This window comes from Streptomyces bacillaris, assembly GCF_003268675.1.
GTDB classification, from domain to species: Bacteria; Actinomycetota; Actinomycetes; order Streptomycetales; family Streptomycetaceae; genus Streptomyces; species Streptomyces bacillaris.
Map to the genome: position 1 here is coordinate 1,412,057 of NZ_CP029378.1, position 22,786 is coordinate 1,434,842.

The 22,786-nt window shown below is 72.6% G+C and carries 12 protein-coding genes and 1 pseudogene; 11 read left to right on the forward strand and 2 right to left on the reverse strand.

Going from position 1 to position 22,786, the window contains the following annotated elements; all coding sequences use genetic code 11:
- Positions 1–53 precede the first annotated feature (53 nt).
- A complete protein-coding gene (locus tag DJ476_RS05810; RefSeq protein ID WP_318294872.1) occupies positions 54–2,861 on the forward strand; it encodes a pPIWI_RE module domain-containing protein in 2,808 nt (935 codons plus the stop codon).
- Between the two features lie 343 nt (positions 2,862–3,204).
- Here DJ476_RS05810 and DJ476_RS05815 read toward each other — a convergent pair whose 3' ends face one another.
- A complete protein-coding gene (locus tag DJ476_RS05815; RefSeq protein ID WP_318294390.1) occupies positions 3,205–6,243 on the reverse strand; it encodes an AfsR/SARP family transcriptional regulator in 3,039 nt (1,012 codons plus the stop codon).
- A gap of 223 nt (positions 6,244–6,466) precedes the next feature.
- On the opposite strand from DJ476_RS05815, the gene DJ476_RS05820 reads away from it, so the two are divergent.
- From DJ476_RS05820 to DJ476_RS05865, 10 genes and pseudogenes are all read left to right on the forward strand, one after another.
- A complete protein-coding gene (locus tag DJ476_RS05820) occupies positions 6,467–7,021 on the forward strand; it encodes a hypothetical protein (protein WP_318294391.1) in 555 nt (184 codons plus the stop codon).
- A complete protein-coding gene (locus DJ476_RS05825; RefSeq protein WP_103419526.1) occupies positions 7,021–8,571 on the forward strand; it encodes an outer membrane protein assembly factor BamB family protein in 1,551 nt (516 codons plus the stop codon). Before DJ476_RS05820 ends, DJ476_RS05825 begins: the two co-directional genes overlap by 1 nt.
- Positions 8,572–8,716: 145 nt before the next feature.
- Positions 8,717–10,186: an aldehyde dehydrogenase family protein gene (locus tag DJ476_RS05830; RefSeq protein ID WP_103419527.1), complete on the forward strand. Its 1,470-nt coding sequence runs from the start codon at positions 8,717–8,719 to the stop codon at positions 10,184–10,186.
- Positions 10,183–11,758, forward strand: a pseudogene (locus DJ476_RS05835) (APC family permease). The gene DJ476_RS05830 and the pseudogene DJ476_RS05835 overlap by 4 nt, the downstream one beginning before the upstream one ends.
- A 57-nt stretch (positions 11,759–11,815) precedes the next feature.
- The gene (locus tag DJ476_RS05840) at positions 11,816–13,375 is read left to right on the forward strand and encodes a GMC family oxidoreductase (RefSeq protein ID WP_112490016.1); all 1,560 of its coding nucleotides are present in this window, start codon (positions 11,816–11,818) and stop codon (positions 13,373–13,375) included.
- Positions 13,376–13,429: 54 nt separating this feature from the next.
- On the forward strand, positions 13,430–14,059 hold the full coding sequence (locus DJ476_RS05845) for an alpha-ketoglutarate-dependent dioxygenase AlkB (RefSeq protein WP_103419529.1): 630 nt from the start codon (positions 13,430–13,432) through the stop codon (positions 14,057–14,059).
- 159 nt (positions 14,060–14,218) lie between these two features.
- Positions 14,219–16,768 carry a SpoIIE family protein phosphatase gene (locus tag DJ476_RS05850; protein WP_112490017.1) on the forward strand — a complete coding sequence of 850 codons (2,550 nt, stop codon included), beginning with the start codon at positions 14,219–14,221 and terminating at the stop codon, positions 16,766–16,768.
- Between the two features lie 133 nt (positions 16,769–16,901).
- On the forward strand, positions 16,902–17,492 hold the full coding sequence (locus tag DJ476_RS05855; RefSeq protein WP_318294392.1) for a hypothetical protein: 591 nt from the start codon (positions 16,902–16,904) through the stop codon (positions 17,490–17,492).
- Positions 17,493–17,503: 11 nt separating this feature from the next.
- Complete coding sequence (locus DJ476_RS05860) at positions 17,504–19,750, forward strand: hypothetical protein (RefSeq protein ID WP_112490018.1); 2,247 nt, start codon at positions 17,504–17,506, stop codon at positions 19,748–19,750.
- 419 nt (positions 19,751–20,169) lie between these two features.
- Positions 20,170–21,681, forward strand: a complete 1,512-nt coding sequence (locus DJ476_RS05865) for a sugar transferase (RefSeq protein WP_103419532.1) — start codon at positions 20,170–20,172, stop codon at positions 21,679–21,681.
- A 70-nt stretch (positions 21,682–21,751) separates the two neighbouring features.
- Here the strand turns inward: DJ476_RS05865 and DJ476_RS05870 are convergent, their stop codons facing one another.
- Positions 21,752–22,735 carry a GDP-L-fucose synthase family protein gene (locus tag DJ476_RS05870; RefSeq protein ID WP_112490019.1) on the reverse strand — a complete coding sequence of 328 codons (984 nt, stop codon included), beginning with the start codon at positions 22,733–22,735 and terminating at the stop codon, positions 21,752–21,754.
- Positions 22,736–22,786 lie beyond the last annotated feature (51 nt).

Consider the following 22,786-nt stretch of genomic DNA (forward strand, 5'->3'; position numbering starts at 1 on the left):
ACATGCCCTCCTACTCCACGGTCAGACTCGCGGCGTTCGAACGCGTCCACGGGATGGAGTTCGTCCGCCGACCGCACGGCCTGGCCTTCCCTGCCGCCTGGCGGCAGGAAGTGCTGGACTTCTACCGGATCGGCAAACGGGAGCCGGACAAGATCAGCCAGGTCCCGATCCGCCGCCTGAACGAAGTCCTCCGTGCGGTGGCACCCGACCTCCTGAGTGTGGCGCGCAGTGCCACACTCAACGACGACGCCCCCTGGCTGTACGCGTACAAGCCACTGCCCGTCTCCGTCATGCGTCAGCTGATCCACGCCTGGATCCGTGACCTCCACTCTCCGCGCGCACGCGCGAAACATCCGGAGATCACGGAGAAGGCCATCGAACTCAGCGCCTCCCTGGACGTGGCCGGGCTGAGTTGGCAGCCGCACGAAGTGAACCTCTTGGCCGGCCACACCTCACCCGGCGGCACGTTCGAACCGGACCCGCTGGTCTACCAGCTCCTGCCGGACGCCCTCGCCCGGAGAATCACGAAGCTGGCCCCGTACCGCTTCGAGGGCATCGAGATGGAGTTCCGTATTGCCGCGACCGCACGCGGCGCGGAACTCGTGTCCTGGCCGCCACGTGACCACCAGGACGATGACGGAGCGCAGTGGAAGTTCTCGTTCGTCATCGCACTCACCGTGCAGACCGTGCCTTTCGCCGACAACTTCCGCCTCCACATCCGCACGGGGGTACGCCGCTGGCGCACCGGCGGCCCCGTTCCGATTCCCTACCGGCGGTCCGTCTCGGCGTATCTGCTCGCGCGGGAGCCCTGGCTGGCGCAGGCGTCAGGGACCGCTCGGCTCGCGGTGAGCCGACTGGCCACCGACCGGAGCACCACCCTGCCCGAGTGGGTGCGCGGCGGTCCGGAGGGCATGCTCGGTCGTCTCCGCTTCTCCCGCGAACTTCCCGACGCCTCGACGGTGCAGGAGAATCCCGACACCTGGATCGCGGGGAAGGGTGGCATCGAGATCGGTGTCGTGCATGCCACATCGATGGGCGGTCACGGCGTCGGAACCGGTCTCATGCCGCGCGACCGTTCCCCGCTCACCGACTGGGCGGCCGAGGCATTCACCCCGTACCTGACACGGCTCCATGACTTCACCCGCAGCCACCATGCCCTCGTCCCACGCAACCTGCCCAGGACGCCCACGGCCAAGACGAAGGAGGAACAGGCTCTGAAGAAGGCCGCGTACGAGCGCGAGCGGCAGCGTGACCGGCGCGTCGCCCTGGCTCGGGTCCTCGGCGGCGCGCCCCTGGTCGCCGAGGCGCGCTGGCAGAACCCTCACACCCGTGACGCCCTGGTCGAGCAGCTGGCGGATCTCCTGGGCCTGGAAGGAGAGGGTGGGACCGATTCCGAGCGTTCCTGGACGACACCGGAGCTGACGGTGCGCCTGTACCTGGAAGATGCCGACTTCGTCGCCGCCCGACTCGGCTTCCCCGGCGCTCGGCCCCAGCGCAAGAACCTCCCCGCAGCGATCGGCACCCGACGGCGGGAAATCGCGGACCTGTGCGAGCGTGACGGACGCCCGGACGTCCAGGCGGTCGTGATCGAGATCGGCCACCCGAAGTCCTACCGACCCGACATCGTCGACCCAAAGTTCGCCGCACGCCTCGGCTACGCCGACGCCGGACGACTGACGAAGTTCATCACCGTGCCGAGCTCGAAATGGGGCACCGCCACCAAGAAGAACATCTCCCACCGGGCCCGGCAGACCTGGTCGCACGTTCTTCGCCAGCTGGGAGTGTGCACCGTTCCGGAGCACAGTGTGGACGGACTGCCCGACGACCTGGAGTACGTCGCACTGTGGATGGTCAAACGCCGTGCCGACGGGCCGACTCTCACACGCCGGACCGCTCCCGTCGCCGTCCGGGTGAACCCTGCCGACGGCTCGGTCACGGGCTGGGACCCGCAGAGCGGGGACTGGATTCCCTATCGGGAACTGCTGCTCTCTCTCGCCCGTCACGCCGAGCTCCCGGGAGAGTACGAGCGGTTCGACGATGACGACGATGCGAACGCCGACGAAGCCGGAGAGGAGAACGAGGACACGACGGGATCTGCTGTCGAGGAGGCGAACGGCGAGCAGGAGCCCTCCACGACATGGGTTCCTGACCTGGAGGATCAGCGGGCCGAGACGGCTCAGTTCCTACGGGCAATGCTCTACAGCCTGCGCGACCGGCGCGTCCTGCTCCTCTCCCACGCGCAGAACTCCCGTCTGCACTGGCCGTGGCTGACCAACGGGCACCTGAGCGCCGACGCCCTTCAGTTCGGGCCCAACCCGGCGCAGCCCATCACCCTGTATGGCGAGAACCTGTGCCATGTGAGGGTGCGCGACCACATGTCCGATGAAACTCCTCAGTGGTTCGCGCCTGACGACGACTCCCACGACCACGGCTTCGCAAGCGGCCTCTGGCATCGCCCGGATGCCGCCGACGACCACCGCGTGTACTACAGCACCGGCGAGAAACCCCACACGGCGAAGCACGCAGTGAAGACCGCCTCGAAGATCGCAACCCGAATCCCTGTGAGAAAGAAGCGGAAGGAGGGCGACGAGGACACGGAGCCGGAGCCGGTCATCGACACGGGGACCAACGCGTGGAACCCGACGGCGCTGGAGATCGCAGTTCTCGCTGTGCCGGAGGTGGGGACAGCGAAACCCGGGGCCTGGGCCGCCGTGACCCACCAACTGCGACGCGCCCCCGACTACAACGTGACGTTGAGGCTCCCGCTACCGCTCCACCTGGCGATGAAGACCACGCAATACGTCCTGCCGCACGAGGACAGCACCGACGACTCCGCGACGGAGGTAAGCACCGACCAGTGACCCGGGGGCCACGAGCAGCGTCCGGTCGGCGGGGCGAGGAAAGTACTCGGGGTCGAAGCGGCTACGGACGTGGAGCGTGTTCACTGCTGGCCGGGAGTTGGCGTCGTACGGGATCCTGGGTTCGCGGCCCGGAGGGGCCGTTGCGCCCCGGGGGTTCGAGAAACTCGAGTCCGGCTGCCGACAGGACAGTGGTGAGGTTTGGGCGCATGCCTCGCGGATTTACGTCTTCCCCGACGAGCGGGCCGAAGTCGTCGCGCGCTCTGAGGCCGTGGCCTGCCTGGGGCCGGCTGGGAGCGGGCCCCAGGCAGGCCGAGGAGACCTCGGGGATCGGCTGCTCCGGCCGTCAGGGCGAGGGCTCCCCGGCGGCGTCCAGCGCTCGCAGGCCCTCGTGGGCCCGGCCGTACTGGCGGGGGTGGTCGGCGGCGGCGGGCAGGGTGAGGGCCTTCTCGAACTCGTGGCGGGCCTCGGTGGGGCGGCCCGCTGCCGCGTAGGTGGTGCCGAGGCGGACGCGTATCTCCATCTCCAGCCAGGTGCTCGCGCTCGGGGTGAGCGTGGAGAGGGCCTTGAGGTGGATGTCGACGGCTGAGTGCAGGCTGCCCTGGAGGTGTGCCACGGTGGCGAGGCGGGAGAGGCTCGCCGCGTACAGGACCAAGTCCTCTGCCTCACTGGTCAGTTGCACCGCGCGCTGCAGCAACTCCGTTGCCTCCGTGTGGCGGTCCAGGGCGAGCAGGGTATCGGCGGTGAAGCACAGGGCGTTGCTGATCACCCGGGGGCGGCCGCTTCTCTCGGCGGTGGCGACGGCGGCCGACGCATGGTCAAGTGCCTCTTGGTGTCGGCCCTGTTGGGAGTGGATCGCGCCCAGGTTGCAGCGCGCGATCACACTCAGCCAGTCGTCGCCGGTCCGGGGCGCCAGCTCCACCGCCTCGTCCAGATGGGCGACGGCGCTCCCGACCTCGCCCAGGATCCACTCGGCGGCGCCCAGGCCGGCCGCCGCCCGGGCCTGCTCCCGCAGGTCGCCCCGGGCTCGGCCGAGGTCCAGCGCCTCGGTGAACCAGGTGTGCGCCTCGGGGAACCGCCCCTGGTAGATGTCGACCATGCCCAGACAGCTGCGCAGCGAGGAGGCCATCCGCCGGTCGGTGGCCAGGTCGGCGCAGGACAGTGCCGACTCCAGGACGGCCCGGCAGTCGGGGTACCGGCCCTGGTGGACCAGGTGGTCGACCAGCGCCTCGGCGATCCAGCAGGCGTGGTCGTACCGGCCGGTGGCGGCCGCGTAGGCCACCACGTCCACCAGCTCCCCGCCCGCCGCCTTCAGCCAGGCAGCGGCTTCCCGCCAGCCCGCGAAGGGGGGCGGGCCGGACGTGCGGGCATCGGCCGGGAAGCCGCCCGGGCCCCAGTCGCCGGCGGCACGGCCCGCGGCCACGTAGAGGTCCAGGACGGCGGTGCGGTCGGCGGCGGCCTCCTCGGGCACCCCGGCGGCCAGGCGCCTCGCGTGGGCCCGTACGAGGTCGTGCAACTGGTATCGCCTGGGGTGCGGCTGCTGGAGCAGGCTCGCGTCGACCAAGTCCTCCAGGACGTCCTCGGCCTCCTCCCTGGGCGCCCCCAGCATGGCCGCGAGGGTGAGGGCGTCGAAGCGTGCGGTCGGGGCCAGCCCCAGCGCCCGGAATCCGCGTTGCAGTTCGGGGGTGAGTTGGTCGTACGACATCCGGAAGGCCGCCTCCACGCTGCGGTCCCCCGCCCGCAGCTCACCGAGGCTCCGCAGGTCGTCGGACATCCGTCCGGCCAGGAAGGCCAGGGTCCAGGACGGGCGGTTCTGCAGCCGCGCGCTCGCGATGCGCAGGGCCAGGGGCAGACCGCCGCAGCGCCGGGCCAGCTCGGCCGCCTCCTCGGGTTCGCGGTCCGCCCGGGACCGCCCGATCAGGTCCCGGAGCAGCCCGACCGCGTCGTCCGTCTCCAGCGGCTCCACGGTGAGCCGCAGATCGGCGTCGAGGCCGAGCAGCCGCCGCCGGCCCGCCACCAGGACCCGGCTGCCCGGTCCGGCGGGCAGGAGCGGGCGCACCTGGGCGGCGCTGTCCGCGTCGTCGACGACCAGGAGCAGCCTGAGCGCGCTGGTGGCCGTACGCCAGGCCGCGACCAGGTCCGCCATCTCGTCCAGGTCGTCCGGGATCTCGTCGCCGCTGCCCCGGACCGCGCGCAGCAGCCGGCGCAGGGCGCGCTGCGGGCCGACGCTCTCGTGGGCGGCGCCGTGCGTGTGCAGGTCCACGTAGAGGCAGCCGTCGGGGTAGGCGTCGGCGAGCGCCCTGGCGGCCCGTACCACCAGGGCGGACTTCCCGACGCCCGCCGTGCCGTCGACCGCCACCACGGAGACCCCCTCCGGGGAGACCGGGGCCGTGAGCAGGGCGAGCTCCTCCTCGCGGCCGACCAGACACGCCGTGTCACCGGGGAGGTCGTTCCGGCGGGGGTGGGTCCCTCGGGGTGTGGGGTGGGGCCGGGCGGGAACCTCAGGGGGCGGCGTGTCCGTCGTGGACGGTTCCGCCGCGCGGGCGGGGGTGGCCGGGTGAGCCGCGTGGGCCCGGCGGCGGCCCAGCAGCCTCTCGTCGTCCCGGCGCAGCACCGCCTGGTGCACCTGGCGCAGGTCCTCGCCGGGCTCCATGCCCAGCTCCTCCAGGAGCCGGTGCCGCATCTCCTGGTAATGGGCCAGCGCCTCGGCCTGGCGTCCGGTGCCGTACAGCGCGCGCATCCGCAGGCCCGCGAGCGGTTCGTCGTGCGGGTGGGACAGCGGTGCCGCCATCAGGGCGTCCAGGGCATCGGCGTGGCGCCCGAGCAGGACCAGGCACTCCGCCCTGTCCTGGTGCAGTGTGCGTCGCTGCCGGGCGAGGCGCTCGCGCTCGGTGGCGGCGAGCGGGCCGGGCAGGCCGGGCAGCGGCTCGCCCCGGAACAGCTCCTGGGCCCGGTCGGCGTGGGCCAGTGCCGCTTCGAGGTCGCCCGCGGTCTTGGCCCGGTGGGCGCGGGCGGCCTGTTCGGCGAGGTCCGCGAGGTCGGTGCGGGCCGCACCGGGTTCGAAGCGGTAGCCGCCGCGCCCGCCGCGGATCACCGAACGGGCCGCCCCGGCGCCCGGCTCGTCCAGCGCCCTGCGCAGCGAGTAGACATAGCTGGAGAGGACCTTGTGGCCCGTGCCGGGGGTCTCCAACCCCCATACGTCGTCCAGCAATTGACGGTACGTCACCAGTGCGGGCGCCCGCAGGATCAGGGCGGCGAGCACCGCCTGCCGCCGTACCGGTCCGAGCGCGAGCGGTGCCGTGCCGCGCCGGGCGCCGACCGGTCCGAGCAGTTCGATCCGTACCCGCCCGTCCGTCCGCGCCTCGTCGGGACCCTCTGCGCTCATGCCCATGCCAAGGTTGCCGGAGTCCGCCACACGTCCCCGTCCGCATCCACGTCCGCCCCCGCATCCCCCGTGCCGCGTCCGCCGCTTCAGCGGAATTTCATCGGCGTTTCAGCGCGTCGCGACAGAGTCTGCCAGGTTGCGCCGGTGTCGGCGCCGTTCGGGGCGCCGGCCCGAACACCTGGTGAGCGTGGGTGGGCGGGCCGGTGAAGGAAAGGAAAAAGCCATGTCACACGCCAATCGCACCCCCGGTGCGGGGCCCGCCCGCCGCGGTGCGCGATGGGAGCGCTACCGCGTCACGTATCCGTTCTCCGCCAAGGACCAGGCGGGGCTGTGGGGGCTGATCGTGGGCATCGTCGCCCTGGCCCTGCTGCTCGGCTGGGCCCTCGAGATGCGGGGCGGCACGGTCATCGTCCTGGCGATCCCCTTCATCATCTCCTGGTACGAGAACCGGCGTACTGCCTTCCAGTTCGACGCGGCCGGTGTCCGGTTCGGGCAGGCGCTGCTGCCGTGGCAGGACGTCACCGAGTTCGTCGTGGCCACCCCCGACGCGGAGCACGCACTGATCGGTGCCCGGCTGCGGTCCGGCGCGACCCCGCCGGCGGACCCGACCCTCGCGCCGCACCACCCGGCCATGCCCGCACCGTTCCATGTCGCGGTTCCCCGGGGGAAGTTCGACCTGGACAAGATGGTCCGCAAGGTGCGCAAGTACGCGCCGCCGCACCTCCAGATCGTCGTCGCGGAGCCGTCCGGCGAACGCGTCGCCTCCCAGGCGGGCTGATGCCTCGTCGGCCTCATCCCTGGGAACTGCCCCCGGAGCACCGGGCGTTGCCGGGCAATCCGTACGCCGCGCAGGGCTTCGGCCCTCCGGTGGAGCCGCCCCGGCGCGGGCGCTCGTCCAAGGTGCCGGTGATCGCCGCCGCCGTCGTCCTGCTGCTCCTGGTGGCCGGTGGCGGGGTGTACGCCGTCACTGGCGGCACCTGGTGGGGAGGCTCCGCCGCGCCCGTGGCCGAGCGGACCACGCCCGCCACCCCGGAGACCCCGACCGCTCCCCCGGTCTCCGCGGCCCCCGCCCCCGAGCCGAAGCGGATACCGACGTCCGAGGAGATCAACGCCGGACGCAAGCCGGGCGAGGCGAAGGCGTGGGTCGTCGACGACCCGACCGATCTGCCGGGGCGCAGCATCCTGCTCCACGATCTGTGGATCGTCGGCGACACCGTGGTCCAGGCCATGCACCGCAAGGTCACCGCCTACCGCCTCGCGGACGGGTCAGAGGCGTGGAGCGTGCCCCTGCCCGCTCCCGTCTGCGAGACACCGGTCCATCCGACGCCCGACGGCAAGGTGGTCCTGGTGTACAAGAACAGCCAGGAGAAGAGCGGGAACCGGTGCAACCAGCTCCAGATGATCGATCTGCGGAGCGGCAGGGCCGGATGGCACAAGGAGCTGACCGAGTCCGGGTCCATGGACGACACGATCATCGTGCACACCGCCATCAGCGGCGATGTCCTCGCGATCGTCCAGAGCATGACCGCCGCCGCGTACCGGGTCGATGACGGCACCAAGCTGTACGACATCCCCATGGAGAACCCCGGGAAGTGCTACCCGGACGACGTGGCGGGCGGCTCCCGGCTCCTGGTGAACGCCAACTGCGCGATCGGCGCCGACCGCGAGAAGTCGTACGACCAGCTCCGGGAGATCGACCCGCGCACCGGGAAGGTGCTCTGGCGCCACCGGACCCAGCCGGGCTGGAAGGTCGGCAAGGTGCTCTCCGTCGACCCCGTGGTCTACACCTCGCTCGACGCCCAGGACACCATCGGCAACTGGCGGATCGTCTCCCTCGGCCCCGGCGGCAAGCTCCGTACGACCATCGACGCCCGGGCGAAGGGCTTCGAGAAATGCGGCGACCAGGGGGACGCGGGCGAGGGCATCCAGAACTGCCCGGGCATGCTCGTGGGTGAGAAGGCCGTCCATGTCGGGGGCACGAAGCAGGTGGGCGCCTACGATCTCGCCACCGGGAAGCTCGTCTGGGGCGTGAAGTCCGAGGCGACCACCCTCCACCCGCTGCGCGCGGAGAGCGGCACGTCCGCGCTCGTCTACGAATCGGGCATGTCGAGCGGGGAGAGCGGCATCATCCGGTTCGGCCCGGGCGGGGTGGACACGAAGAAGCAGGTGCTGCGCCATCCCCGCTCGGCCCGCGCCACGGAGTCCGGGATGCTGGCCGGGCGCCTCGCCTATGTGAACGGCCGGATCGTCATCACCCCGTCGATCGTCAACGGCCAGGACTCGCGACGCGAGGCCCGGATGCTCTCGTTCGCCCCCGAGAAGCCCTAGGCGGCAGGAGCAGGACGGGGCCGACGCTCGGTCGTCCCCGTCCCCGTCCCCGCCCGTCTCCGTCCCTCCGCGCTGCGCACCCACCCCACTCCCCTTACTCTCTGTTGTGGAGTCGCCACAGAGGGCGCCGGGAGCAGGAGGAGCCATGCCGGAGCTGTTCATCGACGGCCGGTGGACCGCCGCGGCCGACGGGGGGTCGCGGGAGATCCGCTGTCCGGCCGACGGCACGCTGGTCGCCACCGTCGACGAGGGCGGGCCCGAGGACGCCGGAGCGGCCGTCGCCGCCGCCCGGCGGGCCTTCGACGAGGGGCCCTGGCCGAGGACGTCGGCCGCCGAGCGCGGGCGGCTGCTGCTGCGGGTCGCGGAGCTGCTGGAGCGCGACAAGGACACCTTCGCGCGGGCGGAGTCGCTGGACACCGGGAAGCGGCTGGTGGAGAGCGCGTACGACATGGACGACATCGCCAACTGCTTCCGGTACTTCGGCAACCTCGTCTCCGCCGGGTCCACCGACCGGGTCGTCGACACCGGAATGGCGGACGTGGACAGCCGGATCGTGTACGAGCCCGTCGGCGTCTGCGCGCTCATCACCCCGTGGAACTACCCGCTGCTCCAGACCGCCTGGAAGGTCGCCCCGGCGCTCGCGGCCGGCAACACGTTCGTGCTCAAGCCGAGCGAGCTGACCCCGCACACCGCCGTCCTGCTCATGGGGCTGCTCGTCGAGGCCGAGCTGCCGGAGGGGGTCGCCAACCTGGTGCTCGGGGCGGGGGCGGCCGTGGGCGCGCCGCTCACCGAGGACCCGCGGGTGGACATGGTGTCGTTCACCGGCGGGCTGGCCACCGGGCGGGCCATCATGGCGGCCGCCGCGCCCACCGTGAAGAAGGTGGCCCTGGAGCTGGGCGGCAAGAACCCCAACATCGTCTTCGCCGACGCCGACTTCGACACCGCCGTCGACTACGGGCTGATGGCGGTCTTCCTGCACTCGGGGCAGGTCTGCTCGGCGGGGGCGCGGCTCCTCGTGCAGGACGAGCTGCACGACCGGTTCGTGGACGAGCTGGTGGCGCGGGCGGGCCGGATCAGGCTCGGCGGGCCCTTCGACGAGGACGCCCGCAGCGGCCCGCTGATCTCCGCCGCCCACCGCGACAAGGTCGAGGCGTACGTGGCCGAGGGCATCGCCGAAGGTGCCGTACTGCGGTGCGGGGGTGCGCGGCCCGGTGATCCCGCGCTGGCGGACGGCTTCTACTACCCGCCGACCGTGCTGGACGAGTGCCGCTCGTCCATGTCCGTGGTGCGGGACGAGTCGTTCGGGCCCGTCCTCACGGTGGAGCGGTTCCGGGACGAGGACGAGGCGGTGCGGCTGGCCAACGACACGGTGTACGGGCTGGCGGGCGCGGTCTGGACGCGGGACGCCGGGCGCGCCCACCGGGTGGCCTCGCGACTGCGCGCCGGGACCGTGTGGATCAACGACTTCCACCCCTACGTACCGCAGGCGGAGTGGGGCGGTATGAAGCAGTCCGGTTTCGGCCGCGAGCTGGGGCCGACGGGGCTCGCGGAGTACCAGGAGGCCAAGCACATCTGGCGCAATGTGGCCACCGTCCCGCAACGGTGGTTCGAGTGAGCCGCGCCAAGGGGCCCGGGGGCCCCAAGGGCCGTACGGTGGACAGCAGCCGCGACGACGCCGCGCTCGGGGAGCTGGGCTACAAGCCCGAACTCAAGCGCACGCTCGGCAACTTCCACACCTTCGCCGCCGGGATCAGCTACATCTCGATCCTCACCGGCACCTTCCAGCTCTTCTGCTTCGGCGTCACCTTCGGCGGCCCCGCCTACTGGTGGTCCTGGCCGATGGTCTTCTGCGGGCAGCTGATGGTGGCCCTGTGCCTCTGCGAGCTGGCGGCCCGCTACCCGGTGGCCGGTTCGGTCTACAACCGGGCCAAGAAGATGGGCGGCCCGCACGTGGGGTGGCTCGGCGGCTGGATGATGATGACGGCCACCATGGTCACCCTGTCGGCGGTGGCGCTGGCCTACCAGATCACGCTGCCGCAGATCGACGGCTGGTTCCAGTTCGTCGGGGACGGCAGCGGGCAGAACGACCAGGCGGCCAACGCCGTCCTGCTCGGCACGGTGCTCATCCTCTTCTCCACCCTGGTGAACGCGTTCGGCATCAAGCTGATGGCCCGGATCAACTCCGCGGGCGTCTTCATCGAGCTGATCGCCGCCGTCGCCCTGATCATCTTCCTCGGCGCCCACATCACCCGGGGGCCCAGCACCGCCCTGACGGAGACGTACGGGCTCGGCAGCGGCACGAACCTCGGCTACCTCGGCGCGTTCCTCACCGCCTCGCTGGCCTCCGCGTACGTCATGTACGGATTCGACACCGCCTCCTCCCTCGGTGAGGAGTCGCACGACCCGGGCCGCAACGCGCCCCGCGCCATCCTGCGGGCGCTCATCGCCTCGTTCCTGATCGGCGCCTTCATCCTGCTCTTCGCGCTGCTCTCGGTGCCGGACCTGAAGGCGGAGGAGCTGTCGACGGGCGGACTGCAGTACGTGGTGCTGGCGACGCTCGGGGAGACCGTCGGGGAGATCTTCCTCTGGTCGGTGGTCGTCGCGATCACCGTCTGCGTGCTCGCCGTGCAAGCGGCCGGCATCCGGCTGATGTTCGCCATGGCCCGGGACAACAACCTGCCCGCCGGGTCCAAACTGGCGCGGGTCAGCCCCCCGGTTCCAGACGCCGGTCGTGCCCGCCGTGCCGATCGGGGTGGTGGGCGTGGTGATCCTGGTGGTCAACATCAACCAGCCGCAGATCTTCTCGGTGATCACCAGCATCGCGATCATCATGATCTACGTGGCCTATCTGATGGTCACCGTGCCCATGCTGCTGCGCCGGCTGCGCGGCACCTGGCAGCCGCGCGAGGGGTCGTTCTCGCTGGGCCGCCGGGGGCTGCCGGTGAACGTGCTCGCGGTGCTCTGGGGTACGGCGATGTCCCTCAACCTGGCCTGGCCGCGCGCCGAGGTCTACAACGCGACGGGGCCGCAGCACTGGTATCTGCGGTGGGGCGCGTTCCTGTTCATCGGGGTCGTCGCGCTGGGCGGCTTCGCCTACTACTGGTTCGTCCAGCGCCACCGTACGGGCGTTCTCGCCGAGCACCGGTCCCAGCCGGAGGACCCCACCGTTCCGCCGTCCAGCCCCTGAACCCCGGCCCTTGAACCCGGGCGCCTGAACCCCACCCCCTGGATCCCTGGAGACGCGATGCCCGAGGAGAGCTCTGTGCCCACCTACGACTACGTCGTGGTCGGCGGCGGTACGGCGGGTGCCGTCGTCGCCGCCCGGCTCAGCGAGGACCCGGACGTCACCGTCTGCGTCCTGGAGGCCGGGCCGTCGGACGTCGGGGACGACAGCATCCTGCGGCTGGAGAGGTGGATGGCGCTGCTGGAGTCCGGTTACGACTGGGACTATCCGGTGGAGCCGCAGGAGTACGGCAACAGCTTCATGCGCCACGCCCGCGCCAAGGTGCTCGGCGGCTGCTCCTCGCACAACTCGTGCATCGCCTTCTGGGCCCCGGCCGAGGACCTCGACGAGTGGGGTGCGCTGGGATGCACGGGGTGGAGCGCGGCGGAGTGCTTCCCGCTCTACCGGCGGCTGGAGACCAACGACGCGCCCGGCGACCACCACGGCCGCTCCGGCCCGGTCACCATCCGCACGGTCCCGCCCGCCGACCCGTGCGGCCGGGCCCTGCTGGAGGCGTGTGCCGAGGCCGGCATCCCCACCACCCCGTTCAACGCGGGCACCACCGTGGTCAGGGGCGCGCACTGGTTCCAGATCAACGCCCGCGAGGACGGCACCCGGGCCTCGGCCTCGGTCTCGTATCTGCATCCCGTCCTGGGGAAGCGGCCCAACCTGGAGGTACGGACGGGGCTCCAGGCGAAACGGCTGCTCTTCGAGGGAGAACGCTGTACCGGAGTGGAGTATCTGGAGCCCGACACCGTCCACAGCGGCCGGGTGCACGCCCGGCGCGAGGTGGTCGTGGCCTGCGGGGCGATCGACTCCCCCAAGCTGCTGATGCTCTCCGGGATCGGCCCGGCCGAGCACCTGCGGGAGACCGGCGTGGAGGTCCGGGTGGACTCGCCCGGCGTCGGCTCGCACCTCCAGGACCACCCGGAGGGCGTGATCATGTGGGAGGCGAAGCGGCCCATGGTCACCGCCTCCACCCAGTGGTGGGAGATCGGGATCTTCGCGGACACGGAACCGGGGCTGGACCGGCCGGACCTGATGTTCCACTACGGCTCGGTGCCGTTCGACCTCAACACCTACCGGCGCGGCTACCCCACGTCGGAGAACGCGTTCTGCCTCACCCCGAACGTCACCCGCGCCCGCTCCCGGGGCACGGTCCGCCTCCGCACCCGGGACTTCCGGGACAAGCCCAGGGTCGATCCGCGCTACTTCACCGACGAGCACGACGTACGGGTGATGACGTACGGGCTCCGGCTGGCGCGGGAGATCGTCGCGCGGCCCGCGATGGCCGACTGGGCGGGGACCGAGCTGGCCCCGGGGCCGGGCGCCACCACGGACGCGGAGCTGTTCGCGTACATCCGCGAGACCCACAACACCGTCTACCACCCGGCGGGGACGGTCCGGATGGGTCCGGCCGACGACCCGGAGTCGCCGCTCGACCCGCAGTTGCGGGTCAAGGGGGTCACCGGGCTGCGGGTGGCGGACGCGTCGGTGATGCCGGTGCTCACCACGGCCAACCCCTGCATCACGACCATGATGATCGGCGAGAAGTGCGCCGATCTGATCAGGGAGAGCTGAGGGCCCGGGAGCCTTCATTCGCACACATGTGCGAAAAAGCGTTACGCTCGTTCCATGGCCCTTCATCTGCAGACCTCGCTCTTCGACCAGGCGGACGAGGTCACCGTCCGCCCCCTGGACGGGGTGCGCCGCGAGCAGCTGGGCGACGGCGCCTGGATCGACGTGCTCCCGCAGTGGCTCCAGGGGGCCGACGCCCTGTTCGAGGCGCTGGTCCGCGATGTGGCCTGGCGCGCCGAGGAGCGGGTCATGTACGAGCGGGTGGTGGCGGTCCCCCGGCTGCTGGCCTTCTTCGGGCGGCGCGATCCCCTGCCGCACCCCGCTCTGGAGACCGTCCGTACGGCGCTCGGCGCGCACTACGGGGCCGAGCTCGGGGAGCCGTTCACCACGGCCGGGCTCTGTCTCTACCGGGACGGCCGGGACGGGGTCGCCTGGCACGGCGACACCGGCGGCCGGGGCTCCACCGAGGACACGATGGTGGCGATCCTCTCGCTGGGCGCCCCCCGTCATCTGGCGCTACGGCCCCGCCGACCGGGGCCCGTGCCCGTACGCCGGCCGCTCGGCCACGGCGACCTGATCGTCATGGGCGGCAGCTGCCAGCGCACCTGGGAGCACGCGGTCCCGAAGACGGCGCGGGCGGTGGGGCCCCGGATCAGCGTCCAGTTCCGCCCCGACGGGGTGCGCTGAACGCTCCGGCGTGCGCGGGGCGTCGCGCGGCAGACGGCAGGCGGCGGCCCGACGGCAGGCCCCGGGCCCCTCGATCGGCCCTGGCGGGGGCGTACCGCAGTTGTGCCGACCCCCGCCAGGGCGGATTCTGAAGACCATGGACCAGGCCGGTGTGGCGCGGTGAGCGCGACCAGAGCGGCGGATGCCGCCGACTTCCGTGGCCCCCTGGACATCAGCAGGGCGGCCACGGTGGTTCTGGACGGCCGGGACACGGTCGTCGGGTGGAGCCCGGCCGCCACCGCGCTGCTCGGCTACAGCCCGCGGGAGGCCGCCGGACGGCCGCTGAGCGCGTTCCTCGTACCCCTGCCGGCCGACGGCACGCTCCCGGCCGCCTCGGACCGCCCGGCCACACCGGGCGCAACGGCCCCCTCGGGTCCCCCGGCGCGCCCCGGGCCCGCTCCGCCGCCCACCGGCCATGAGATCCGCCTCGCCCGCCATCGGGACGGCCATGAGCTGCTGGTGGTGACCATCCTGTGCCCGCTGGCCGGTGCGGGGGACGGCGGCGGTGCGGGCGACGGGGCGCCGGGGCGGGTGCTCGTCGCGGCGGAGCTGGGCGAGCTGCGGCAGTGGGAGTCCCGGCTCGCGCTGCTCCAGGGGCTCGCCACCCAGTCGCCCGTCGGGCTGGCGATCTACGACACCGACCTCCGGCTGACCTGGAGCAACACCGCCTACGAGCGGGAGATCGGCAAGCCGCTCGCGGAGTATCTGGGGATGCGGGCCGACGAGCTGTACTCCGGGGGCCGTTTCGTGACCCCCGGGTATCCGTCGACGCTCGACGCGGTGATGCACCACGTGATCGACACCGGCGAACCCATCCTCGACCTGCACTTCCAGGGGATTCCGCCGAGCGACCCGGGCACCGAGCACCTGTGGTCCTGCTCCTACTACCGGTTGGAGGACGCCCACGGCCATGTCTTCGGGGTCTGCGAGGACTCCTTCGACATCTCCGACCGGCAGCGCGCCCAGCAGCGCCTGGCCCTCCTGGTGGAGGTCGGCCGCCGGATCGGGACGGTCCTGGACGTGGTCACCACGGCCGAGGAGATCGCGGAGGTGACCGTGCCGGAGTTCGCCGCCGCCGTACGGGTCGACATCGCGCGGGTGACGGTGATGAGCGGGGAGCTGCCCGCCACCGGGAGTCCCGCGGCGATGGACCTCCTGCGCGTCGGTGAGCACTCCGTGGACCCGGCGGCGGCCGACGCGGCGGAACCGCTGCATCCGGGGGCGCCGGGGAGTCCCGTCGACCGCTATCCCCCGGTCGCCTATCCGCCGGGTTCGCCGCAGGACCGCAGTCTGGCCTCGGGCGGTCTGGTGCTCGACGACAACGTCCTGGTCGTGCCCTTGCGCGTCGGCGGCAGCGTGCTGGGGCTCGTCACCTTCGTACGGAGTCCGCGCCCCCGGGTGTCCGGCCGGCCGCTGGCCCACGGTCCCGCCACCACCTTCGACAACGGCGAGGTCGCCCTGGCCGACGAGCTGGCCGCCCGGGCCGCGGTCTGCATCGACAACGCCCGCCGCTTCACCCGGGAACGCTCCGCCTCCCTCGCCCTCCAGCGCCAGCTGCTGCCCCACCATGTGCCGCCGCAGTCGGCCGTCGACATCGCCTACCGCTATCTGCCCTCGGACGATGTGACGGGGGTCGGCGGCGACTGGTTCGACGTGATCCCGCTCTCCGGGACCCGGGTCGGCCTGGTGGTCGGGGACGTGGTCGGCCACGGTCTCCAGGCGGCCGCCACCATGGGGCGGCTGCGCACGAGCGTACGGGCCTTCGCCCAGCTGGACATGGCCCCGGACGAGCTGCTGACCCGGCTGGACGACCTGGTGGGGCAGCCGCTGGAGGAGCGGCCGGGCCCGCGCGACGGCCCGCCCTCGGACGCGTACGACGAGCTGACCACGGGGGCGACCTGTCTGTACGCGGTCTACGACCCGGTCTCGCGGCGGTGCGTCATGGCGCGGGCCGGGCATCTGCCGCCCGCGGTGGTGCACCCGGACGGGCAGGTGACCTTCCCGGACCTGCCGGCCGGGCCGCCGCTGGGGCTCGGGGGACTGCCCTTCGAGTCCATGGAGATCGAGCTGCCGGTGGGGAGCCTGCTGGCGCTGTTCACGGACGGGCTGGTGGAGGCCCGGGACCATGACATCGACCAGGGGCTCGACGCGCTGGGCCGGGTGCTCGGCACCCCGGCCGCCTCCCTGGACGAGCTGTGCGACCGGGCCGTCTCCGCGCTGGTGCCGGACGCCACGACCGCCGACGACACCGCCCTCCTGCTGGCCCGGACCCGGCAGCTGGACGAGAGCCAGGTCGCCGAGTGGGAGCTGCCCGCCGAGGCGGTGACGGTGGGCCGGGCGCGCGAACTGGCCACCGGCCGGCTCGCCGCGTGGGGGCTGGAGGAGCTGTCGTTCGCCACCGAGCTGGTCGTCAGCGAGCTGGTCACCAACGCGGTCCGGTACGGCGGCGGGCCGCTGAGGCTGCGGCTCATCCGGGACCGCACGCTGCTCTGCGAGGTCGCGGACACCGGCCACACCTCGCCGCATCTGCGGCACAGCGCGGAGGACGACGAGGGCGGGCGCGGGCTGTTCATCGTCGCCCAGCTCGTCCAGCGGTGGGGCACGCGCTACACCCCGGCCGGAAAGACCATCTGGACGGAACAGGCCTTCCCTCCGGCCGAGTTCGACTGATTCCGGTCACTTTCCCCGGTCCGTACGGACTCCTTTGTCGACAACATCAACTTCTTTCGATTTAGGTTTGCCTTACCTAAGTCGACTGGGTGTCCGTGGTTCTGGTTCCGATGCCGAGAAAGGTGCTCACCCGATGAGCGCTGTCCCCTCCACCCGTACCGTCGCCCGCACGGGCCTCGCCCTCTTCTCCGCCGCCGCCCTGGCGCTCACCCTCTCCTCCCCCGCCGCCGCCGCGACCGGGACCCGCACGATCACCGACGGGGGCACCACCTACAACCTGTCGCTGACCGCCCCCGACACGGCGAACGCCTCCGGGCAGAACATCACCGTCACCGGCAGCGGTTACAACACCCTGCAGGGCGTCTACGTCAGCCTCTGCGTGGTGGACGGGGCGCAGGGCGCCAACAAGCCCTCCCCCTGCCTCGGCGGCCAGGACGAGTCCGGCACCACCGGCGCCTCGCACTGGGTCTCCGACTTCGGCGGCGGTGTCCTGCCCAACAGCTCGACCTTCGGCACCTTCAGCGTGCAGATCCACGTCAAGGCCGACCTGGGCGGCGGCAACATCTGCGGCGACACCGTCGAGTGCGCCGTCGTGACCCGAGCCGACCACACCGACACCAACGACCGCAAGTACGACGTCCACGCGCCGATCGACTTCGTGCAGGACACCAGCCGTCGGCCCGGTCCCGGCGTTTCCGCCGGGGCCGGGCTCCCCGCGTTGTGACGAGGAATGACATGACACCCACTCCGGGCACCCCGCCGGCCGGCGCCGGCCGCCCCCGCAGACCCGGCCGCCGGCTCTCCGCGGCCGCCGCCCTGCTCCTCGCGGCGGTCCCCGCGGGCGCCGCGGTCAGCGCCGACGCCTCCGCCCCGAAGAGCGCCACCGGCCCCCAGGGCCAGAAGCTCACCGTCTCGGCCACCACCGGGCTCGACCCGGCGGGCCAGAAGATCCGGGTCACCGGCGAGGGGTACGGCACGACCGCCGGGATCTACGTCGCGCTCTGCAAGGACACCGGGGCGAACCGGGTCCCCTCCCCCTGCCTCGGCGGCGCCGACATGAGCGGCGGCTCGAAGAACTCCCAGTGGATCGTGCCCCCGGGCGACCCGTACGAGGGTGAACTCGCCCTGCCCTTCGGCCCCGGCGGCACCTTCGACGTGGAGATCGAGATCAAGGCCAAGGGCGACGGGCTGGACTGCGCCGACGTGCCGTGCTCCGTCGTCACCCGGGCCGACCACCGGTCGAGCGGCGACCGCAGCCAGGACGTGCGGATACCGGTGACCTTCGCGGGCCAGGAGCCGTGCGAAGGGGGCGGCGAGGGGGTCGACGTACCCGCGGGGACCGTCTCGTACAAGCCGGCCGCGGACTTCACCTCGGCGGGCAAGCCGCTGGACCTGCTGCTCCACCCGGACTCCAAGAAGCTGTACGTCGGTGCGGACAACCTCCCCGACACGGCCGACGTCGACGAGCGCGGGCTCCATGTGCTCAACCCCGCGGACGGCAAGGCGGAGAGCTGGATCAGCGACGCCCCCGGGTCGACCGGCGCCCTCCGTGCCTCGGCGGCGGCACGGATCTCGGGGCCGCTGCCGGGTGACGGCGTGGTCTACAACTACCCGCTGCGGGGCGTCGGGAGCACCAAGGCGGGCGACGCGGCGGCCTCGGGCGTCTGGCTCGCCGGGTCCACGATCACGGACATCGCCCCCGGTACGGCCGCGGGCACGGTGCTGGTCGCCCAGGGGACCAAGCTCTCCGAGATCGAGACCGCGTCCGGCACGGCCACCCGGAGCCTCACGCTGCCGGGCGGCAACCAGTTCGCCGCCGACCACGCCCGGGACGCGGTCTGGTTCAGCGACTTCGCCGCCGGGAAGCTGCACCGGGTCGATCTCGACTCCTTCACCGTGACGGGCTCCTTCGACCTGCCCGGCGCCGACGGCATGACCGGGTTCACCGAGACGGACCCGGCGAGCGGGGCGGTCTGGGTCGGCGTCAACCGGTCCGTGCTGGTCTTCGACGCCACGGGCAAGCCGGTGAAGACGCTGGCCGGCAAGGACCTGGCCCGGGACGCCGCCTTCGACGCGGAGAGCGGGCGCGCCTTCGTCGTCCGGCAGGACGGCGGGGACCTCTCGGACCCGGCCGACGACAACAACGGCACGCTGACGGTGTACGGCACCGAGGACTTCGCCCCGGCGGCGAAGGAGCTGTCGCTGCCCGGCAACCACTCGCAGTCGGGCGCCGCCGCGCTCGCCGTCGAGCCGGGCGGGGCCACGGTCTTCGTCACCAGCCCCGCCGAGGGGAAGGTCACCCGGCTCACCCGGCAGGTCTCGCCCCTGGTCACCCAGGCGCCCGCGGACCGCTCGGTGAAGGACGGCGATGAGGTGTCCCTCACCGCCCGCGCGGAGGGCACCCCGGAGCCCTCGGTCCGCTGGCAGGTGAGCACCGACGGCTCGCAGACCTGGCGGGACGTGGAGGGGGCCACCGAGCCGGTGCTCACGTTCACCGCGCGGACGGCCCAGGACGGCTACCGCTACCGCGCCGAGTTCCGCAACGACGTCGGCACCACGCGTACGGCCCCGGTCACCCTGACGGTCACGGAGGCCACGGACGGCACGGACACGGGCGGCTCCGACAGCTCGGGCGGCTCCGGCGATGCCACAAATGGTGGCGGCGAAACGGGTGGTGACGGCTCGACAGGTGGTGACACCACCGGCGGCGGCACCGACGGCGGCTCGTCCACGAGCGGTTCGGGCGGCGCGTCCGGCTCCGGCGGGGCGTCCGGCTCCGGCGGCTCCGCGGCCGGTGGGACCGGCTCGACCGTCGGCGGCGGTGGTGTCGCAGGCGGCTCGGGCGTGGGGACGACGTCCGGGGGCAGCCTCGCGGCGACCGGGCTCACTGTGATCTCGGTAACTCTCGCTGCCGCCGCGCTCGTTGGCGGCGGCGTGCTGATCCACCGCAGGGCCCGGAGGCGCGCGACCGGTCTCGCATGACCCCGTGGGCGCCCCCTTCCACCCCGGGTGGGCCGCCCACGGACCACGAACCCCCTGACTGCGCAGGTCGCGGCCAGGGGGTTTGTGTTTCTCGCTCCGGCGCGCGCCGGAGTGATTGCTTCCGGCGCCGACTGCCACTGGACGCGCCCCACAAGCGCTTGCCAGTCTGTTGACCTGTCAACAGCCGCCCTGTGCAGGGAAGATCAGCGGGTTGCGGCAGATCGCGTGAGTCTGGGCCGAGCCGTCTGAACTTCACGAGAACTCCAGCGAAATGGCACGTGTGTGGATATCGTGCACCGAGCGAGGGCGCATCCGTCTGTCCATGGGATCGGCGGATGCGTCGCGTTTGTGGGGGTGCGACTGTGACTGGGGGGTTCATGGGGCATGTCGAGATACCGGAGACTGAGATATCCGGGCCGGTGGGGATCCGGGGCGCACCGCGCCCCCGTACCGCCGCCTCCCGGAATCGTACGGCGGCACTGGAGCAGCTGTGGAGGGCCCCGTCGGCCGAGCGCGGTCCGTCCGCGGGCCGGCCACCGGCCCGGCGGCGGCCGGTCCACCGCCCGGCGGTCGGCGCGCTGACCGACCTGCTGGGCCTGGCCGGGCCCGCCTGGCTCCTGCTCCACCTGGGCGGGCAGCCCCGCCCCTGGGCGGCGGCGGCCGTCGCGGGCCTGGTGTGGACCGGGCTGCGCGGTGCGCGGGGGCGGTACGCGGACCCGCTGCGGGGCGAGCCCGGCGGCGCCTTCGGCGCCCTCGGCGACTGGCTGGTGCTGCTCGGGGTGCTGGCGGTCCTGCACGCGGCGGCGGGGGGCTCCGTCGACCCGGCGGCGGCCGTCCTGGCGGTGGTGCCGGGGCTGCTGGTCGCCACCGCCGTGGAGGGGGTACGGCGCCGGGCGCGCACCGGACGGCGGGGCCGGGGGGCCCGCAGGGTGCTCCTGGTGGGCGAGGCGGCGGGGATCGACCAGACGGCGCGGCTACTCAACTCCCGTACGGACCACGCCTATCAGCTGGTGGCGGCGGTGCCGGTCGGATCCGGCCGGCCCGCTCAGGACACCGTGCAGGTGCCGGGGCGGCTCGCCTCCTGCCCGGCGGACGACGATGTGACGACCGTGCTCGGCGGGGCCTACGCCCATGAGGCGGACCTCGTGCTGGTGGCTCCCGGGCCCCAGCTGACCGGGGACCGGCTGCGGCGGCTGGGCTGGGGGCTGCACGACGCGGGCGTCGCCCTGTGCGTGCTCTCCGAGCTGTCGGGCATCGCCGCCTCCCGGGTCCGCCCGGTGACGGCGGCCGGGCTCACCCTGCTGCACATCGCGCCTCCGCTGCGAGGCGGCCCGCAGGGGATCCTCAAGGGCGTGCTGGACCGGACCGGCGCCCTGTTCGGGCTGCTGGTGCTCTCGCCGCTGCTGCTCGCGGTGGCGCTGAGCGTACGGGTCTCCTCGCGCGGCCCGGTCTTCCACCGGCAGGTCCGCCAGGGCCAGCACAACCGGCCGTTCACCATGTGGAAGTTCCGCACGATGGTGGCGGACGCGGAGGCGCGCAAGGCCCAGTTGACGAAGGAGAACGAGGTCGACGGGCCGCTCTTCAAGATGCGCCGGGACCCGCGGGTGACCCCTGTGGGGCGGACGCTCCGGCGGACCTCCATCGACGAACTGCCGCAGCTCTTCAATGTGTTGCTGGGCCAGATGTCACTGGTGGGGCCCCGGCCCCCGCTGCCCGAGGAGGCCTCGCGCTACGACGAGCGGGAGCACCGCAGGCTGGCCGTGAAGCCCGGGCTCACCGGGCTCTGGCAGGTCAGCGGGCGCTCCGACCTCTCCTGGCAGGAGACCGTCGCCCTGGATCTCTGGTACGTCGACAACTGGTCGGTGGCCACGGACATGGGGCTCCTCGTCCGCACGGTGCGTGCTGTCACCGACGGCCGCGGGGCCTACTGAGAACGGCGGACGGTCCATGCGAGGAGTTCCGGTTCGCCACCGCGCGCCGCGTGCGCGCGGTGGCGAACGGTCAGGCGGCGGGTGGGAGTTGGCCCAGCCACCAGGCGTAGGTGCGGGCGATGCCGTCGCGGAGCGGGATCTGCGGCTTGAAGCCGAGGGAGGTCAGACGGGAGACGTCGAGCAGCTTGCGCGGGGTCCCGTCGGGCTTCGAGGCGTCCCAGCCGATCTGGCCCTGATAGCCCGTCACCTCGGCAACCGTCTCGGCCAGTTCGCGGATGGTGAGGTCCTCGCCGCAGCCGATGTTGACCGGCTCGTCGCCGTCGTACGCCTTCAGGAGGCGGACGCAGGCGGCGGCCAGGTCGTCGACGTGGAGGAACTCCCGGCGCGGGGAGCCGGAGCCCCAGAGGGTGACCTCGGGCAGCCCGTCGCGCTGGGCCTCATGGAAGCGGCGGATCAGCGCGGGCAGGACGTGCGAGGTCTCCAGGTCGAAGTTGTCGCCGGGCCCGTAGAGATTGGTGGGCATGGCGCTGATGTAGGAGGCGCCGTACTGCCGGCGGTAGGACTGGGTCTGGACGATGCCCGCGATCTTGGCCAGCGCGTACGCCTCGTTGGTGGGCTCCAGCTCGCCGGTGAGCAGCGACTCCTCGCGGATCGGCTGAGGGGCGAGGCGCGGGTAGATGCACGACGAGCCGAGGAAGAGCAGCCGCTCGGTCCCGGCCGCGTGCGCCCCGGCGATCACGCTGAGCTGGATGCGCAGGTTGTCCTCCAGGAACTGCACCGGGTAGGTGCTGTTGGCCATGATCCCGCCCACCTTGGCGGCGGCCAGCACCACGGCGTCCGGGCGGATGTCCCGCAGATACGTCTCGGTCCGCGCGCTGTCGCGCAGGTCGAGGAGGTCCCGGCCGCGGGTGAGGACCTCGTGGCCGTCGTCGGCGAGGCGGCGGGCCACCGCCGAGCCGACCAGGCCGCGGTGGCCCGCGACGAATATGCGGGAGCCGGGGCGCAGTAGGGGACGGGCGGATTCCTGGGGTGGGACGGGGAGTTCGGTCGTCATGGCTCGGATTGTGCCAGCAGTAAGGGACTGCGGAGATGTTTTGCCGCAGAA